General features: G+C 70.5%; 14 protein-coding genes and 3 tRNA genes. 9 read left to right on the plus strand and 8 right to left on the minus strand.

All coding sequences use genetic code 11. The features are described from left to right. Window positions 1-28 precede the first annotated feature (28 nt). The 3 genes from SROS_RS29910 to SROS_RS29920 are packed head-to-tail and all read right to left on the minus strand — an operon-like array spanning window position 29 to window position 2,770. On the minus strand, window positions 29-847 hold the full coding sequence (locus SROS_RS29910; RefSeq protein ID WP_012892657.1) for a carbohydrate ABC transporter permease: 819 nt from the start codon (window positions 845-847) through the stop codon (window positions 29-31). 1 nt (window position 848) lies between these two features. Next, window positions 849-1,760, minus strand: coding sequence for a carbohydrate ABC transporter permease (locus SROS_RS29915; protein WP_012892658.1), 912 nt, complete (start codon window positions 1,758-1,760; stop codon window positions 849-851). Further along, window positions 1,757-2,770 carry a LacI family DNA-binding transcriptional regulator gene (locus SROS_RS29920; protein ID WP_012892659.1) on the minus strand — a complete coding sequence of 338 codons (1,014 nt, stop codon included), beginning with the start codon at window positions 2,768-2,770 and terminating at the stop codon, window positions 1,757-1,759. The genes SROS_RS29915 and SROS_RS29920 overlap by 4 nt, the downstream gene beginning before the upstream one ends. Window positions 2,771-3,604: 834 nt before the next feature. Between SROS_RS29920 and SROS_RS29930 the strand changes: the two genes are divergently transcribed. Continuing rightward, window positions 3,605-4,534 (plus strand): TNT domain-containing protein, encoded by a 930-nt coding sequence (locus SROS_RS29930; protein ID WP_012892660.1) that lies wholly within the window; start codon window positions 3,605-3,607, stop codon window positions 4,532-4,534. Window positions 4,535-4,745: 211 nt separating this feature from the next. Here SROS_RS29930 and SROS_RS29935 read toward each other — a convergent pair whose 3' ends face one another. Beyond that, on the minus strand, window positions 4,746-5,393 hold the full coding sequence (locus SROS_RS29935) for a response regulator transcription factor (RefSeq protein ID WP_012892661.1): 648 nt from the start codon (window positions 5,391-5,393) through the stop codon (window positions 4,746-4,748). Continuing rightward, window positions 5,384-6,631 carry a sensor histidine kinase gene (locus SROS_RS29940; protein ID WP_012892662.1) on the minus strand — a complete coding sequence of 416 codons (1,248 nt, stop codon included), beginning with the start codon at window positions 6,629-6,631 and terminating at the stop codon, window positions 5,384-5,386. The genes SROS_RS29935 and SROS_RS29940 overlap by 10 nt, the downstream gene beginning before the upstream one ends. Window positions 6,632-6,815: 184 nt before the next feature. Here SROS_RS29940 and SROS_RS29945 point away from each other — a divergent pair, with 184 nt between their 5' ends. Then, window positions 6,816-8,123 carry an acyltransferase family protein gene (locus SROS_RS29945; RefSeq protein WP_012892663.1) on the plus strand — a complete coding sequence of 436 codons (1,308 nt, stop codon included), beginning with the start codon at window positions 6,816-6,818 and terminating at the stop codon, window positions 8,121-8,123. A 122-nt stretch (window positions 8,124-8,245) separates the two neighbouring features. Then, window positions 8,246-10,738, plus strand: coding sequence for a DEAD/DEAH box helicase (locus SROS_RS29950; protein ID WP_012892664.1), 2,493 nt, complete (start codon window positions 8,246-8,248; stop codon window positions 10,736-10,738). Between the two features lie 51 nt (window positions 10,739-10,789). Here SROS_RS29950 and SROS_RS29955 read toward each other — a convergent pair whose 3' ends face one another. Next, window positions 10,790-11,476: a hypothetical protein gene (locus tag SROS_RS29955; RefSeq protein WP_012892665.1), complete on the minus strand. Its 687-nt coding sequence runs from the start codon at window positions 11,474-11,476 to the stop codon at window positions 10,790-10,792. A gap of 78 nt (window positions 11,477-11,554) precedes the next feature. Here SROS_RS29955 and SROS_RS29960 point away from each other — a divergent pair, with 78 nt between their 5' ends. Next, window positions 11,555-12,070 (plus strand): DUF2087 domain-containing protein, encoded by a 516-nt coding sequence (locus SROS_RS29960; RefSeq protein ID WP_012892666.1) that lies wholly within the window; start codon window positions 11,555-11,557, stop codon window positions 12,068-12,070. Here the strand turns inward: SROS_RS29960 and SROS_RS29965 are convergent. Then, entirely contained in the window at window positions 12,037-12,993 is a 957-nt protein-coding gene (locus SROS_RS29965; RefSeq protein ID WP_012892667.1) for a helix-turn-helix transcriptional regulator, read from the minus strand. The two genes, SROS_RS29960 and SROS_RS29965, sit on opposite strands and share 34 nt — an antisense overlap. A 63-nt stretch (window positions 12,994-13,056) precedes the next feature. Between SROS_RS29965 and SROS_RS29970 the strand changes: the two genes are divergently transcribed. Continuing rightward, window positions 13,057-15,309, plus strand: coding sequence for an ATP-binding cassette domain-containing protein (locus SROS_RS29970; RefSeq protein ID WP_012892668.1), 2,253 nt, complete (start codon window positions 13,057-13,059; stop codon window positions 15,307-15,309). Window positions 15,310-15,484: 175 nt separating this feature from the next. On the opposite strand, the gene dusB is transcribed toward SROS_RS29970, so the two are convergent. Next, window positions 15,485-16,606 (minus strand): tRNA dihydrouridine synthase DusB, encoded by a 1,122-nt coding sequence (gene dusB / locus SROS_RS29975; protein ID WP_012892669.1) that lies wholly within the window; start codon window positions 16,604-16,606, stop codon window positions 15,485-15,487. Between the two features lie 203 nt (window positions 16,607-16,809). On the opposite strand from dusB, the gene SROS_RS29980 reads away from it, so the two are divergent. The 4 genes from SROS_RS29980 (at window position 16,810) to SROS_RS29995 (ending at window position 17,887) form a co-directional block, all read left to right on the plus strand. Beyond that, window positions 16,810-16,881 (plus strand) — tRNA-Gly (locus tag SROS_RS29980). A 25-nt stretch (window positions 16,882-16,906) separates the two neighbouring features. Continuing rightward, window positions 16,907-16,977 (plus strand) — tRNA-Cys (locus SROS_RS29985). Between the two features lie 14 nt (window positions 16,978-16,991). Further along, window positions 16,992-17,066: transfer RNA gene (locus SROS_RS29990), tRNA-Val, on the plus strand. Between the two features lie 218 nt (window positions 17,067-17,284). Then, complete coding sequence (locus tag SROS_RS29995) at window positions 17,285-17,887, plus strand: DUF4291 domain-containing protein (RefSeq protein ID WP_012892670.1); 603 nt, start codon at window positions 17,285-17,287, stop codon at window positions 17,885-17,887. Window positions 17,888-18,009: the final 122 nt, after the last annotated feature.

Here is an 18,009-nt window from a genome sequence, read left to right on the forward strand (position 1 = left end):
TGACTTCTCCTATCGGGGGGTGGGCTATCTATCCCTTGACGGCCCCGGCCATCAGGCCGGACCTCAGCCGTCGCTGGATGAATGCGAAGAACACCAGGCTCGGGATCGTCGCCAGAAGCGAGGCTGCGGCGAGCGGCCCGAGGCGCACGACCCCCTCCGCGCCGGTGAACTTCACCAGCGTCAGCGGCAGGGTCGCCACATCCGGGTCCTTGAGGACGATCAGGGCGAACAGGAACTCGTTCCAGGAGGAGATGAACGAGAACAGCAGGGTCGCGACCACGCCGGGGGCCAGCAGCGGGGCGACGACGCTCAGCAGCGACCGCACCCGCCCGGCCCCGTCCACCGCGGCGGCCTCCTCCAGCTCGCGCGGTACGGCACGGACGTATCCCTGGAGCATCCACAGCGCGAACGGCAGCGTGAAGGTGACGTGCACGACGGTCAGGCCGGTCAGCGTGTTCACCAGGTCCAGCCTGCGCAGCACCATGAACAGCGGGAGGATGATCAGGATGAACGGGAAGACCTGGCTGACCAGAACCCACCCGATCGCGATCCGGTTGAGCATCGAACGGTAGCGGGCCAGCGCGTAGGCGGCGGGCAGCGCCAGGATCACGGTGAGCACCGCGCTGACCACCGCGACGACGAGGCTGCGCACCCCGCTGCCGACCAGGTCCTGCTCCGCGAAGGCGTCGGCGAAGTTGGTCAGCGTCGGTGAGCGCGGGATCCACGTCGGATCCAGGCTCGCCATCTCCTGCGGGGTCTTCAGCGCCGTGGACAGCAGCCAGACCAGCGGGAACGCCAGGAAGACGATGTAGCCGGCCAGGGCCAGATAACGCAACGCCTTGCCCATGTCAGCTCGCCTCCCGCATCTGCCGCCAGAGGTAGACGCCCAGCACGGCCAGCACGACGATCACGATCGCCACGCCCAGGGTGGCCGCGTAGCCGAAGAAGCCGTAGCGGAAGGCCTCCTCGTAGGCGAACAGCATCGGCAGGCGGGTCTGGCCTCCCGGGCCGCCCTGCGTGAGAACGTAGACCAGCCCGAACTGGTTGATGTTCCAGACGAAGTCCAGCGAGGTGATGGCCACGATGACCGGGCGGAGCTGGGGCAGGGTGATGTTCCAGAACCTGCGCCAGACACCCGCGCCGTCCACCTCGACCGCCTCGTACAGCTCCTTGGGGACGCTCTGCAACCCGGCCAGCAGCACCACCGTGGTCTGCGGCATGCCGGTCCAGATCCCGACGACGATCACCGCGGGCAGCGCGATGGAGAAGTCGTTGAGCCAGTCGATCTCGGTGCCCAGCATGCTGTTGAGGATCCCGGCGTCCGGGTGGTAGACCAGCCGCCACATCAGCCCGATGACCACCGGCGGCATCGCCCACGGCACCATGGCCAGCACCCGGGCGAACCCCCGGAACCGCATTTTCTGGTTGAGCAGCAGCGCCAGCCCCAGCGAGGCCAGGAACTGCAGCACGGTCACCGAGACCGCCCAGATCATCCCGATCCGGAACGACGCCCAGAAGTCCCCGTCGGTCAGCAGGTCCCCGAAGTTCGACAGGCCGACGAACGAGGTGACCGCGTTGCGCCCGGAGCGCGCGTCGGTGAAGGCCAGGAAGATTCCGTACAGCAGCGGCCCCACGCTGAACACCAGCACGGGCACCAGGGCGGGCAGCATCAGCAGCAGCGCCTCGCGCCCCTGCCGGCCGCCCTTGCGGGGCTTCTTCGGGGGCACCGTCCTGACCGGCCGGTCGGCGGTGAGGGTCACGGGGTCTCCTCTCCCACGGTCGAGGCCCGGATCATGAGGTGGGGCGGCACGGTGACCACCTTGGGGTCCCGGTCGCCGTTGCCCAGCCGGTCCAGGAGCAGTTCGGCCGCCAGCCGGCCACGCTCGGCCGAGCCGAGGGAGACGCTGGTCAGCGAGGGCCAGGCGACGGCGGCCAGGTCTATGTCGTCCATGCCGGCCACCGCCACGTCCTCCGGCACCCGCCGGCCCGCCCGGCGCAGGACGTCCAGCGCGCCGAGCGCGATCAGGTCGTTGGCGCACATGACGGCGTCCAGGTCGGGCGCCCTGGACAGCAGCCGGCTCACCGCCTGCGCCCCCTCGGCGCGGTAGAAGTCGCCGATCTCCACCAGGTTCTCGTCGTACGGCAGGCCGAGCTCCCTGATCCCCTCGGCGTAGGCCGTGGACCGGGCCGAGCCGGGGACCGTGTCCAGCGGGCCGTTGACGAATCCGATGCGGCGGCGCCCCAGGGAGTGGAAGTGCTCCAGCGCCAGCCGTACGCCGGTGCGCGAGTCGGTGCGGACGTTGTCCACCCGCGTGCCGTCCGGCACCGAGCCGATGATGACCACGGGGGCGCGGGCCGCCTCGACGGCCTTCAGGTGGGCCTCGCCGATCCGTAGCGGGATCATGATGAGCCCGTCCACGTAGCGCTCTCCGAGGCTGCGGAGCACGTCGATCTCCTCGGCCACGTCCGCGTCCGTGGAGTGCAGCACGAGACGGTATCCCGCCGCCTTCAGCACCGGCTGGATCTCGCGGACCATCGTCAGGTAGACCGGGTTGCCGATGTCGGCCATGGCGAAGGCCACCTGGTTGGTCCGGCGCGACTTCAGCGACCGGGCCACCGAGTTGGGGACGTATCCCAGCTCGTCGGCCGCGCTGAGCACCCGGCGCACGGTGTCCTCGCGGGTCGGCAGCCCGTTGAGCACGCGGGAGACCGAGGCGATCGAGACGCCCGCCCGCTCCGCGATCGTGGTGATCGTCGGCCCGTCGCTCACAGAGACCACACCTTTCTGTAAACGTTTACCGCCATCTTCGGTGATTTGCTGAAAACGTTTACGGGGTTAGGGGAATGTAACTCGCCCGTAATGGGCGACGTCAAGTCACGATCGAATAACAGCACGTCAGAAGGGTCCTCACCGCTCAGGGGACTCCGATCGAACCACGTCCTGAGCGACCCCGGAGCTGGACCGGCACTCCGCACCCATTGCGAGATCAACCGCCGCCCGCCCCCCTTCCGCCCTCGCCCTCCGGCCTCCCGCCCACCGGGCCCGGTTGCGTCCACGGACGTGGCGTACGGGTTCCGCCGGTGGCGGGCGGCGGTAACGGTCCCCGTACGGCGCCGCGCCGATTGACGACGAATGCCTCCGACTCCACCCCCGGCCTCATCCTCAGCCCAGCCCCGGCGTCGGACACTCGTACGCCACGCCATTGGACGTGGCCCCAGGTCCCTCCTCGGCCGCCGGTCGCCGCGTCCATCGGACCGCCCCGCACCCGCCGGACAGATGGCGGACACGCGGGACGAGGAGCAGTCAATCCGATTTCTCCATGTAATCGAAAATAGGCACTGCTACGCCTTTTGTCTTTTCGCTTTTGTCATTCGATTAACTTGCCCGCGGTGCCGCAGATGAACGGCAGGGTAGGCACGGATCGGCTGTTTCATTCAGAACGGGCGGGGACGCATGCCGATCACTCCACCCCCGGACGGAATGGCTGGGGAGAAAGGCCGTGGATAGCGAAGAATACGCCCCTCCATGGCACCTTCCCCACTGATTCACAGATTAAGGCCATATATCCGATTCACCTCAGCGTGAAGTTCATCAGGGGGATCCGTGCGGCATTTTCGACGACGCGCACCGCTGGCCGCCGCCATCGGCCTCGTCACTGCTGCTTTCACCGGTGTCGCGGCCCATGCCGCCACCGGCGCCCATCCGGCCTCCGGCCCGCCCGGCACCTACTGCCCGTCCGCCTCGGCCGCCGGAGTGCCGGTCGCGGCGGGCCTTCCGTGCGTGGATACGATCACGCGGCCGCGCCCCGTGCCGGCCACGGACACCGCGTCGTCCGTGCACACCGCGCCGGCCACGAACGTCGCGCCGCCCACGGACACCGTCCCGTCCGTGAACGCCGGGGCCGCCACTCAGCCGGAGGCCTCCGGCCGGACGGCCCCCACGGCGGACGGCAAACCCTCCAAGCAGGTCTGCGGGCCGCCGTACCTCGACGACGACCCGATCCTCGGGCCCAAGTATCTCCCGGAGGACGGGCCGCTCGGCAAGATCCTGCGCGACTACAAGCCGCTGAACGGGATCTCCCCGCAGGAGTTCGTCGACCGCTACTGGGACGAGAGCACCAACTGGTGGCGCTACCCGCAGGACTACGGCTTCGCCCACTCCGGCGGCTACGCCAACGGCAAGCTGCTGGTGCGGACGGTGACACTGCCGGTCGGCACGGACCTCGACCGTTTCGGCGGCGAGCAGGGCTCCTTCGTCTCCCCGCTCGGCGCGTCCTACGTCGGGCGCGCGCTGCCGCCGAACAATCTCAACACCTTTCAGGCGGCCCCGAAATACATCTGCAACTACCACACCTACAAGGTGATAAAGGAGTTCAAAGTGGATGGCGGTCCGGCCGCCGCGGCATTCCAGCAGGAAGGCGCCGGACGGCAGTACCACCTGGTGAGCAAGTACATTCCCGAAGCGCCCCGGACGTCCCCGGAGGTGTCCGTGGCATGGCTGCTCGACAACGGATACCTGAAAGCGTCGAACTGAGCGTTTACCCGGGAAAGGGGGCCGCCGGATCCCGCGGTCCCCTTCACCCTCACCGGGGCTCTCCGGCTCTCCCGGCCGTCGGGCGCACTCGCCGGCGGCCGCCCGCCGGAGCCGGGAACAGCCCGGCTCGGAGGCGGCCCGGCTCAGCAGACAACCCGGCTCAGGAGACGACCCGGCTCAGGAGACAGCCGGGCTCAGCGGGCTGCCGGGCTCAGGAGCGCAGGTAGGCGAGGACGGCCAGGACGCGGCGGTGCTGGTCACCGTCCTCGGCGTACAGGCCGAGCTTGGCGAAGATGCTCCGGATGTGCTTCTCCACCGCGCCGTCGCTGATCACGAGCTGGCGGCCGATGGCGGGGTTGGACCTGCCCTCCGCCATCAGGCCGAGCACCTCCCGCTCTCGCGGGGTGAGCAGGGCGAGCGGGTCGTCGCGGCGCCGCCGTACCATCAGCTGGGCCACCACCTGCGGGTCGAAGATCGTCCCACCGGCCGCGACGGTGCGCAGGCCCCCCATGAAGTCGTCCACGTCCACGACCCGGTCCTTGAGCAGGTAGCCCACCGCGCCCCTGGCGTCGGCCAGCAGGTCGTCGGCATAGGACACCTCCACGTACTGGGACAGGATCAGCATCGGCGCGCCCGGCACCCGCCGGCGCGCCTCGACCGCCGCCCGCAGCCCCTCGTCGGTGAAACCGGGCGGCATTCTGACGTCGACCACCGAGACGTCCGGCCGGTGCTCGGCGACGGCCTCCACCAGGCCGTCGCCGTCCCCCACCGCCGCGACCACCTCGCAGCCGAACTCCTCGAGCAGCCTGATCAGGCCCTCTCTGATCAGCACTGCGTCGTCGGCCACGACTACCCGCACGGCACCTCCGCCACGATCACTGTCGGCCCGCCCACCGGTGAGTCCACCGCGAGCTCCCCGTCGACCGCCTTGAGGCGGTCGCCGAGCCCGGACAGGCCGTGTCCCTTGGCGACGTGTGCGCCGCCCACTCCATCATCCCCGATCGTCAGCATCAGGACGCCCCCGGTCTTGGTCAGCGACACCGTGCAGACGGTGGCGTGGCTGTGCTTGGCGACGTTGGTCAGGCTCTCGGCGACCACGAAGTAGACGGTGTTCTCCACCGCCGCCGCGAAGCGGCCGGTGACCTGCACGTCCAGCTCGACGGGGATGGTGCAGCGGCTGGCCAGCGCCGCGAGCGCCGGGGCCAGGCCGCGGTCGGTCAGGATCGGCGGCGCGATGCCGCGGGAGAGCGCGCGCAGCTCGTCCAGGGTGTCCCGGGTCGAGGTGATGGCCTGGCTGAGCATCGCCTCGACCGCCTGCGGGTCGCGCTTGAGCTGGCGCTGGGCCCGTGACAGGTCCATGGCCAGGGAGACCAGGCGCTGCTGCGGCCCGTCGTGGATGTCGCGCTCCAGCCGCCGCAGCGCGTTGGCCTCGGCCGACACCGCGGCGGCCCGGCCCTCGGCGAGGTCGTCGATGCGCTCGTGCAGCTCGGCGACGCCGGTCAGCATGGCACGGCCGAGCCCGGCCCGGATGAGCGCGGCGCTGCGCACGACCACCGGCAGGGTGAGCGCGAACAGCACGCCGATGCTGGTGTTGATGACCACGTCGATCCAGACGCTGTCCCCGAGCCCGAGCAGGTAGGCCAGCCCCTCGTTGCCCGGGATGGCGGCGGTGATCCATCCGTAGAGGGGGGTGGCCAGGCCCAGGATCGTCCCGGCCCACCAGGTCACCGTGAAGACGAACGTCACGACGGAGATCGGGAAGGCCACGATCCCGTAGAGCAGGTCGAGCCACGACTGGCCGCTGGTCAGGGGGTTCACCATGCGGCGGAACCATCCGGCCGTCTCCGGCGCCGGCCGGTAGCGGGGGCGGGGCAGCGCGCGGCCGAGCACCTCGGGCAGCATCCGCCGTTCCACATCGGCCATGCCCCGTGCCACCAGCAGCGTCGTCGCCAGGACCGGCAGCCCCACCCACACGACCACCGTGCCGATCCCGGCGGCGAAGCCCGCCACCATCAGGACGAAGAAGACGACGGAGAGGGGGAAGCCGGCGATCAGATACCGGCTGTCCGTGCCGATACGGCGCAGGAGGGTTCTCATGGCGTCAACGCTACGAGCCCGGGGGTGAGGCTTCGACCCTGCGTGCCGCCGTCCGGGGGTAGGGCCAGCCCTACCCCCGTCACGGGTGCGAGCTTGAAGGGGAAACTGCTGCGGGCGTGACTGCGCCGGCCGGGGGCCCCACGGGAGGGTTGAACCACCGCTCCCCCGACGAATCGAGACCCCCATGACCGCCGTCATCTCCCGCTCAGCAGTCCGCGCGGCGCCCGCGCCGCAGGGTCGTGACGTGTTCATCGACGTGCTGCGCCTGTTCGGCATGGCCCTGGTGGTGCTGCAGCACTGGAGCATGCCGGTGCTGTCCTTCTCCGATGGGCGGATCTCCACCGGCAACGCGCTGTCGGCGGGCGGCGCGTGGGTGGTCACCTGGATCAGCCAGGTGATGCCGCTGGTCTTCTTCGCGGGGGGCGCGGCCAACGCGATCAGCTGGCGGGGCTCGGTACGGCGTGGCGGCACGGTCCCCGCCTGGCTGGCGGTGCGGCTGCGCCGCCTGGTCTGGCCGGTGCTGCCGCTGGCGGCGGTGTGGCTGCCCCTGCCCCACCTGCTGCAGGCGCTCGGCCTGCCGGAGCAGCCGGTGGTCACGGCCTCGCGCCTGGCCGGTCAGCTCCTGTGGTTCCTGGCCGTCTACCTGGTCGCGGTGGCGGTGACCCCGTCGATGCTCCGGCTCAACATGCTGTACGGCTGGCGGGTGCCCGTGGTGCTGACGGCGGGGGCCGTCGTGGTGGACGTCGCCCGTTTCACCACCGGCCTGGAGGTCGTCGGCTTCCTCAACATCGCCCTGGTCTGGCTGGCGGTGCACCAGCTCGGCTTCCTCTACGCCGACGGCCGCCTGAGCCGCCCCTGGGCCATGGCCCTCACCGGGTACGGCCTGGCCGCGGCGCTGGTGGCCTTCGGCCCCTACCCGGGCAGCATGATCGGGATGCCGGGCGCGGCCGTCTCCAACATGGCGCCTCCCACGATCGCGCTGCTCGCGGTGGCGTTCGGCCAGATCGGGCTGGCGCTGGCGCTGCGCCGGTGGATCGTCGCGCTCGCGGAGTGGCCGGGGGTGTCGCGGGTGCTCGCCTGGGCGGCTCCCCGGATGATGACCGTCTACCTGTGGCACATGAGCGCGCTGACGATCGTCACCTCGGTGGTCGTGGTGGGCCTGGGCGTCTCCACCCCCGAGCCGGGGACCTCGGCCTGGCTGTCGGGCTGGCCGCACTGGCTGCTCATGCTCTCCCTGGCCATGTCCCCGCTGCTGCGCTGCTTCTCCCGGTTCGAGACGCCGCCGCAGGCCTCGCCGTACGCCGGGGGCACGGCCCGGATCGTGGTGGCTGTGGCGCTGGCCGGGACGGGCCTGCTCGTTCTCACGGTGATCGGTTTCGTCCCGGGGACGGCTCCGGTGCTCGGCGCGGGGATGCTCGTGGCGGGCCTGGCGCTCACCTGGTCGGCTCCCCGGCTCCAGCCGGCGGCACGGCCGTCCGTTGAGTCCCCTTGATCATAATTTGATGAGATTTGGGCGGGTATAGCCGCCCAGGGTCATCCATCCTGCGCAAGATACGATCACATCTATTGCCCGAGCCGGTCCGACCACCTTCAGTTCTTCGGCAGTATTGAACTGTGAGCCTTGTAGATCGCCTGCCAGAAGAGATCGACGCCGACCCCGATGCCATCTTCGACGCGTTCGTCGAATGGAATTCCGAGCGCGGGCTCACCCTCTATCCCGCCCAGGAGGAGGCGCTGATCGAGGTCGTCTCCGGAAACAACCTGATCCTGGCCACCCCGACCGGATCGGGTAAGAGCCTGGTCGCGGCCGGAGCGCACTTCGCCGCGCTGACCCGGGACGTGCGCACCTTCTACACCGCGCCGATCAAGGCGCTGGTGTCGGAGAAGTTCTTCGACCTGTGCGCGCTGTTCGGCACCGAGAACGTCGGCATGATGACCGGCGACGCGAGCGTGAACCCCGGCGCGCCGATCATCTGCTGCACCGCCGAGATCCTCGCCAACGTCGCGCTGCGCGACGGCGCCAAGGCCGACATCGGCCAGGTCGTGATGGACGAGTTCCACTTCTACGCCGAGCCCGACCGGGGGTGGGCCTGGCAGGTGCCGCTGCTGGAGCTGCCGGACGTGCAGTTCATCCTGATGTCGGCGACGCTCGGCGACGTGAGCCGCTTCGAGGAGGACCTGACCCGGCGCACCGGCAGGTCCACCGCCGTGGTCAAGAACGCCGAGCGGCCGGTCCCGCTGGTCTACTCCTACCGGATGACCCCCCTCCACGAGACCCTGGAGGAGATGCTCACCACCAACCAGGCGCCCGTCTACGTCGTCCACTTCACCCAGGCCGCGGCCATGGAGCGGGCGCAGGCGCTGATGAGCATCAACATGTCCACCAAGACCGAGAAGGAGGCCATCGCCGCCCTCATCGGCAACTTCCGGTTCACCACCAGGTTCGGCCGGGCGCTGTCGCGTCTCGTACGGCACGGCATCGGCGTGCACCACGCCGGGATGCTCCCCAAATACCGCCGCCTGGTGGAGCGGCTCGCCCAGGCCGGCCTGCTGAAGGTCATCTGCGGCACCGACACCCTCGGCGTCGGCGTCAACGTGCCGATCAGGACCGTGCTGTTCACCGCGCTGTCGAAGTACGACGGCAACAAGGTGCGGCGGCTGCGCGCCCGCGAGTTCCACCAGATCGCCGGACGGGCCGGGCGGGCGGGCTTCGACACCATCGGCTACGTCGTCTGCCAGGCCCCCGACCACGTCGTCGAGAACGAGAAGGCGCTGGCCAAGATCGGCGACGACCCCAAGAGAAGGCGCGGCTACGCCCGCAAGAAGCCCCCGGAGGGCTTCGTCGGCTGGAGCGAGGAGACCTTCGAGAAGCTGCAGAGCGCCGAGCCCGAGCCGCTCAACTCCCGGTTCAAGGTCAGCAACGCGATGCTGCTCGCGGTGATCAACCGCCCCGGCGACTGCTACGCGGCGATGAAGCACCTGCTCACCGACAACCACGAGGACCGCAAGTGGCAGCGGCGGCACATCAGCCAGGCCATCGCGATCTACCGCTCGCTGCTGGCCGGCGGCGTGGTGGAGAAGCTCGCCGAGCCTGACGACCAGGGCCGGATGGCCCGCCTGACCGTCGACCTCCAGGAGGACTTCGCGCTCAACCAGGCGCTGTCCACCTTCGCGCTGGCCACCCTCGAACTGCTGGACATGGAGTCGCCCAACTACGCCCTGGACATGGTCTCCATCATCGAGTCCATCCTCGACGACCCCCGCCAGATCCTGTCCGCGCAGCTCAACAAGGCCCGGGGCGAGGCCGTGGCGCAGATGAAGGCCGACGGCATCGAATACGAGGAGCGGATGGAGCTCCTCAACGACGTCACCTACCCGATGCCGCTGGCCGACCTGCTGCTGGGCGCCTACGAGACCTACCGGCGAGGCCACCCCTGGGTCGGCGACTACACCGTCAGCCCCAAGACCGTCGTGCGGGACATGTACGAACGGGCGATGACCTTCGCCGACTACATCCAGTTCTACGAGCTGGCCCGGTCCGAGGGCACCGTCCTGCGCTACCTCGCCGACGCCTACCGCACCCTGTCGCGGACCATCCCCGAGCACCTCAAGACCGAGGACCTCATCGACCTCATCGAGTGGCTCGGCGAGCTGGTCCGCCAGGTCGACTCCAGCCTCCTGGACGAGTGGGAGCAGCTGCAGAACCCGACCGGCGAGCTGGAGGCGCCCTCCCTTGAGGAGAGGACCCGGCCGGTCACCGCCAACACCCGCGCGTTCCGCGTGCTGGTCCGCAACGCGATGTTCCGCCTGATCGAGCTGGCCTCCCTGGAGAGGGAGCAGGAGCTGGCCGAGCTGGCGCCGGACGTGGACTGGGGCGCCGCCCTCGACGCCTACTACGACGACCACGAGGAGATCGGCACCGGCCCGGACGCCCGCGGGCCGGGCCTGCTCCGCATCGAGGAGGAGAAGGAGTTCTGGCGGGTCCGCCAGGTCGTCGCCGACCCGGCGGGCGACGGCGACTGGGGCATCGACGCCCAGGTGGACCTGGGCGCCTCCGACGAGGAGGGCCGCGCCGTGGTCCACGTCATCGGCCTCAACCGCCTCTGACCTCGCGGGGCCGGCCAGGACGCGACCGTCCGCGCTCCGGGCCGGCCCGTCTCACCCCTGCTGCGGGGCGCAGGCGGCGATCTGGCAGATCTTGGCGAGCATCTGCCTGGTGTGCGCGAGCTGCTGGGTGTAGCTCCTGGCGGACGGCTTGGCGGAGGCGGAGGCGAGGTAGACGATGACCGCGTTGGCCCGGCGTGCGATCACGACGTCGTCTCCGGCGACGGGCCCGCCGTCCTCGTACTCCCGGGCGCTGCTCTTCCAGGCCTCGTCCCCGAGGGCGACCCGGGCCAGCGTCCGGCTGTAGGAGCCGCTCTTCCAGACCTCGGACTGCCTGCACTTCTCCACGGCCGCCCGGAACTGTCCCAGCGCCGCGCGCGCGGCCTGCTCCGAGCGGTAGAGGATCACCTGCTCGGCGGTCTCGGTCTCGCCCTTGACGTCGAGGTAGACCGTCCGGGCCGCCGCCCGGCCGGTCTGGCCGATCCTGTCCTTCGGCAGCGAGGCGATCACCGTGTCGTGGGCGCAGAAATCGGCGGCGAACCTCTCCCCGACCTTGGCGCTGGCCCGCCAGACGTTCTCGGCGTCGGCGGGCTCGTCCTTCTTGGCCTGATCCGTCGCCACCTCCCTGTCGTGCAGCAGGAACCCCTTCGGGACCGCGGGGGCGGCGGCGGAGGCGGGGGAGGCACCGGCGAGAGCCGTACCGGCGAGGAGGGCCGCGGTGAAAATGATCTTTCTCGACATGCGCTACATGATGCCAGGAGCGCCGGGCCCGCCGTCCATGGCGCGGAGGCGGCGGACGGGGCCGACAGAATAGGGAGCATGAACGACGACGCGATCAGGCAGGTGCTGGGCCTGCTCTACCAGAAGGACACGTTGCGGGTGCTGGCGGCACTGGCGCTGGACGGCACGCCTGAGGATGCCGGGCTGGGCAAGGATCCGACACGGCAGGCGCTGGACCGGCTGGAACGCGGCGGGCTGGCCGTACGGGACGACGACGGCCGCTGGCAGGCGCGCCGGGAACGGTTCCGCGAGCTGCTGCACGCCGCGGCCAGGCCCGCCGTCCCGCTCTCCCCCGAGGAGAAGGTGCTGCAGTCCTTCCTGGTCGAGGGACGGCTCCGGGCGATCCCCACCAAGCGCGACAAGCAGCTCATCGTGCTGAACTACGTCGCCCAGGTCTTCGAGCCGGGGGTCCGCTATCCGGAGAAGGAGGTCAACACCGCGCTGCGCGCCTTCCACGACGACTACGCGGCGCTACGCCGCTACCTGGTCGACGACGGGCTGCTGAGCCGGGAGAACAACGTCTACTGGCGCAGCGGCGGTGCGGTCGACGCCTGAAGCCGGGCGGCGAGCAGCCCGACGTAGTCGGCCAGCTCGGGCGGGTCGTGGACGGTGAAGTCCAGGCCGAGCATTCCGATGGTGAGCGCGAGCCACTCCAGCGAGTCCCCGCCGGTGCGCAGCAGGCAGCTGTGCTCGTCCAGAGCCTCGATCATCGCCCCCGGAGCGGAGAAACGGTCGGCGACGACCTCCAGGGGCGCGTACAGGGTCACCACGGCCCGGTAGCGGCTGATGGGGGCGACCACCGACTCCTCCACGTAGCCGGGCGGCGGCTCGCGCGGGCTGAAGCGCGCGCCGGTGGCCAGCGGCGAGGTGAGCCGGTCCACCCGGAAGGTCCGCCAGTCCCGCCGGTCGGTGTCCCAGCCGACGAGATACCAGCGCCGCCCGGTGGAGGCCAGCCGGTAGGGCTCGACCAGGCGGGCGCTCTCCGTGCCGTCGCGCCGGCGGTAGCCGAAGCGCAGCCGCTCGTGGTCCCGGCTCGCCTGGGCCAGGAGCGCCAGGGTGTCGGGGTCCACGGTCGGCCACCAGCCGCGCACCGCCACGGTCTGGGTCTGCAGGGTGTTGACCCTGCGGCGCAGCCGGGAGGGCAGGACCTGCTCCAGCTTGGCCAGGGCCCGCAGGGAGGTCTCCTCGATCCCGGTCACCCCGCCGCTCGCCGCCGTGCGCAGGCCCACCGCGATGGCCACGGCCTCCTCGTCGTCGAGCAGCAGCGGCGGCATCGCGGTCCCCGCCTCCAGCCGGTAGCCCCCGGCCGGGCCGGTCGTCGCGTGGACCGGGTAGCCCAGCTCGCGCAGCCGGTCGATGTCGCGGCGCAGCGTGCGAGGGCTGACCTCCAGCCGCCCGGCCAGCTCGGGCCCCGGCCACTCACGGTGTGCCTGGAGCAGCGAGAGCAGCCGGAGCACCCGTGCGGTGGTATCTGCCATGAGTGCCACGATGCCACCGGTTGCGGCCGGAAACTGGCCTAAACCGTGGCTAGCGTCGGTTTCATGAGCCACATCGAGATAAAGGGCGCCCGTGAGAACAACCTCAAGAACGTCTCACTGAGGATCCCGAAGAAGCAGATCACGGTCTTCACCGGCGTCTCGGGGTCCGGCAAGTCGTCCATCGTCTTCGACACGATCGCCGCGGAGTCGCAGCGGCAGCTCAACGAGACCTTCAGCACGTTCATCCGCAACCGCCTGCCCAAGTACGGCCAGCCGGACGCCGACGGCATCGAGAACCTCTCCACCGCGGTCGTCATCGGGCAGCAGCGCATCGGCGGCAACTCCCGCTCCACCGTCGGCACGATCACCGACATCCTCTCCCTGATGCGGCTGCTCTACTCCCGGATCGGCACGCCGCCCGCGGGCTACTCCAACGCGTTCTCCTTCAACGACCCCGCCGGGATGTGCCCGGAGTGCCAGGGCGTGGGCCGGAAGGTGGTCCTGGACGTCGAGCGGGCCTTCGACCGGTCGAAGTCGCTGAACGGGGGCGCGATCCTGCTGCCCGGCTTCCGGGTCGGCACGTGGTACTGGAAGACCTACATCCACTCCGGGCTGTTCGACAACGACAAGCCGCTGGAGGACTACACCGAGGCCGAGTGGCAGACGCTGCTGGGCGGCACCGGGCCGGACGTCATGTTCGAGACGCAGGGCGGGACGGTCCCGCAGAAGTACGAAGGGGTGGTCGACAAGTTCTACCGGCTCCAGATCAACCGGGACACCGAGGGAAAGTCCGGCCTCGACTCGGTGATGGAGTTCGTCTCCGCGCGCCGCTGCCCGCTGTGCGAAGGCGCCAGGCTCAACCAGGCGGCGCTGGCCTGCCGCGTCGACGGCCGCAACATCGCCGAGCTGGCCTCGATGGAGGCCCGTCATCTGGTGGACGTGATAGCCGGGATCACCGTCCCGGTCGCGGCGACGATGGTCGCGGCGATCCTGGAACGGCTGCGGCACCTGATCTCCATCGGCCTCGGCTACCTCAGCCTGGACCGGGCGACGAGCACGCTCTCCGGCGGGGAGTCGCAGCGGATCAAGATGGTCCGGCACCTGGGCAGCAGCCTCACCGACATGACCTACATCTTCGACGAGCCCACCGTCGGCCTGCACCCGCGCGACGTGACCCGGATGAACAACCTGCTGCGCGAGCTGCGCGACAAGGGCAACACCGTGCTCGTGGTCGAGCACGACCGCGACGTCATCGAGATCGCCGACCACGTGGTGGACGTCGGGCCGCACGCGGGCGCGCACGGCGGCGAGATCGTCTACGAGGGCGGCGTCGCCGGCCTGCACCGGGCGGGCACCCTCACCGGCCGGCACCTGCGCCACAACCGGCCGCTCAAGGCGGAGTTCCGCGAGCCGGCCGGTGCGCTGACCGTCGCCGGCGCCACCGCGCACAACCTGAAGGACGTCACGGTCGCCTTCCCCACCGGCGTGCTCACCGTGGTCACGGGGGTGGCCGGGTCGGGCAAGAGCACCCTTGTCAACAAGGTGTTCCTGGAGCGGCACCCCGACGCGGTGGTCATCGACCAGTCGGCGGTCAGCCGGTCGATCCGGTCGAACCCGGCCACCTACACCGGGCTGATGGACGAGGTCCGCAAGCTGTTCGCCAGAGCGGGCGGCGTCAGCCCGGCCCTGTTCAGCTTCAACTCCAAGGGAGCCTGCCCGGAGTGCCAGGGGCTGGGGATCATCTACACCGACCTGGCGTTCATGGACGGCATCACGTCGACGTGCGAGGTCTGCCAGGGGCGGCGGTTCCGGGAGGAGGTGCTCCGGCACACCCTGCGCGGCAGGTCCGTCCTCGACGTGCTGGAGATGACGGCGGGCGAGGCGGCGGAGTTCTTCACCGAGCCGAAGCCGCTGCGCATCCTGCGCGCGGTCAACGAGGTGGGGCTGGGCTACCTCAAGCTCGGCCAGCCGCTCAACAGCCTGTCCGGGGGCGAGTGCCAGCGGATCAAGCTCGCCGGCGAGCTCCACAAGACCGGCAGCGTCTACGTGATGGACGAGCCGACCACGGGACTGCACATGTCCGACGTCAAGCACCTGCTCGCCATCATGGACAGCCTGGTGGACGCCGGCAACTCCGTCATCGTCATCGAGCACAACCTCGACGTCGTCAAGCACGCCGACTGGATCATCGACCTCGGCCCCGACGGCGGGGACCGGGGCGGCACGGTCGTGTTCGAGGGCACGCCCCGGCAGCTCCTCGACGTGACCGGCTCCTTCACCGCCGAGTACCTCCGCCGCGACCTGAGCCAGCCGTGACGCCCCGCACCGTCGCGGAGAGGGGCGGGGCCGGTCGTTCTCGCGGTCCCGGAGAGAGGTGTCGCACGGTCCCGGGTCCCGGAGAGGGGTGTCGCACGGTCCCGGAGGAGGGGCGGGGCCGGCCCGTTCTCACGGTCCCGGAGAGGGGGCCGGCCGTTCTCGCGGTCGTGGCGCCTCAGCCACCCGAGGTGTCGAGCTCGGCGTCCGCGCCGGGGACAGCCAGGTCGTAGGGGTCGTCCAGCCAGCCGGCGGGCAGGTGGACCCGGTCACGCGGGTTGGACTTGCCGCGGGGCGCGTCGGCGCCCTCGGGCCAGGGCTGGGCCGCGTCGAGCTCGGCCAGGCCCTCCCGCAGGCCGGCGAGGGTGACGGAGGTGGCCAGGCGGCGGCGGAGGTCGGATCCGACGGTGAAGCCCTTGAGGTACCAGCCGACGTGCTTGCGGAAGTCGGCCACGGCGTGCGGCTCGCTGCCGAAGCACTCGGCCAGCAGCGTGGCGTGCCGGTCCATGGTCGCGGCGACCTCCCCCAGCGGCGGCCGGAGGCGCTCCCGCCCGCCCTCGCAGGCGACCGCCAGGTCCCTGAACAGCCACGGGCGGCCGAGGCAGCCCCGGCCCACGACGACGCCGTCACATCCGGTCTCGTCCATCATCCGCAGCGCGTCGGCGGCGCTCCAGATGTCGCCGTTGCCGAGCACCGGGATCTCCGTCACCGCCTCCTTCAGCCGCGCGATGGCCTCCCAGTCGGCGGTCCCGCCGTAGTGCTGGACGGCGGTACGGCCGTGCAGGGCGATCGCGGAGACGCCCTCCTCCACGGCGATCCGTCCCGCGTCCAGGTAGGTCAGGTGGTCGTCGTCGATGCCCTTGCGCATCTTCATGGTCACCGGCAGCGTCCCGGCGTTGCGCACGGCCTCGCGGAGGATGGCCCGGAGCAGGTTCCGCTTGTACGGCAGGGCGGAGCCGCCGCCGCGCCGGGTCACCTTGGGCACCGGGCAGCCGAAGTTGAGGTCGACGTGGTCGGCCAGGTCCTCATCGGCGATCATCCGGACGGCCTTGCCGACGGTCACCGGGTCGACCCCGTAGAGCTGGATGCTGCGAGGCTTCTCCGCCGGCTCGAACCGGATCATCTTGAACGTCTTGGCGTTGCGCTCCACCAGCGCCCGCGTCGTGATCATCTCGCAGACGAACAGTCCGCCGCCCTGCTCGCGGCAGAGGGTCCGGAAGGGCGCGTTGGTGATCCCGGCCATGGGCGCGAGGACGATGGGCGGCCAGACCTCAAGCGATCCGAGTTTCAACGACTCCACCTGGTTGTTTCTACCGCACCGGGCGCGGCGGGACGAATCATTCCCCGCACGGACGTCCCTGGAGTGGTGGAGGGGACCGGCGAGGCGGTGGTTGCGCCCGCGACCGCGGGATTGCCGCCCGGTTGACGCGCGGTTACGCAACCACCCGGAAAACCCGCTAGAGTTCTCTCGTCGCCGCGGGGAGAAAAACCCGGCGGAAACATGCGGAAGTGGCTCAGTGGTAGAGCATCACCTTGCCAAGGTGAGGGTCGCGGGTTCGAATCCCGTCTTCCGCTCGAAGGGTCTTCGGACCCTCACTCCGGTGGAGTGGCCGAGAGGCGAGGCAACGGCCTGCAAAGCCGTGTACACGGGTTCAAATCCCGTCTCCACCTCTAGGCTTCGACGAGGACGATTAGCTCAGCGGGAGAGCGCTTCCCTGACACGGAAGAGGTCACAGGTTCAATCCCTGTATCGTCCACCAGAGAAATCCCAGGCCGATGGCCTGGGATTTTCTGTTTTCACGACCGTCGGCCACGAGGCCGGGAGCGCGCCCCTCCGTCCCGGCGCCCGCCAGGGCGGCCAGACTCCATCTCCCCAGGGTGCTCGCCACGCTCCCGGATCCAGGATGGGGACCGGGTCCGCCGTTCACCGGGTTAATCCCGTTGCCCGGCCCGGGCGCCGTTCGCCACGCTGATCGGCATGAACATGCCCCACCGGCAGATCCGCGCCGCCTACACGGAGAAGTCGATCACCGTCTACCAGGCCTACGACCCGGCCGTCGCCGAGCCCGCTGTCGCGGCGCAGCGGTTCGTCGCGCCCTTCAAGCGGGAGCGGATGACCTGGATCAAGCCGTCGTTTCTGTGGATGATGTACCGCTGCGGCTACGCGACCAAGCCCGGCCAGACCCGGGTCCTGGCCATCGACCTCACCCGCGCCGGCTTCGAGTGGGCACTGGCCCACTCCTGCCTCAGCCACCCCGGCCGGGACGGCGACCAGGAGACCTGGAAGGAACGCCTGCGGCACAGCCCGGTCCGCGTCCAGTGGGACCCCGAACGCGACCCGCACCACAACGCCCTGCCCCACCGGTCCATCCAGATCGGCCTGTCCGGCCAGGCCGTCGACCGCTATCTCGACGACTGGACCGTCTCGATCACCGACATCACCGACCGGGTCCGCGACGTCCACACCGCCCTCCGGGACGGCCGGGACGTGACAGCCCTGCTCCCGCCGGAGCGCCCCTACCCGGTGCCGGTGGAACTCGCGCGGACCATCGGCGCGACGGCGGGCGGCGACGCCGGCTGATCGTCCGATCCGCGCGCCCACATGTCGCCGGCCGCACGGAAGGCCCCGGCCGTACAGGAGATCCCGGCCGCGCGGAAAGCCCGGATCACGCAGAGGGCTCCGGCCGTACATAAGGCCCCGGC

Origin of the sequence: Streptosporangium roseum DSM 43021 (genome assembly GCF_000024865.1) — a bacterium.
Lineage (GTDB): Bacteria > Actinomycetota > Actinomycetes > Streptosporangiales > Streptosporangiaceae > Streptosporangium > Streptosporangium roseum.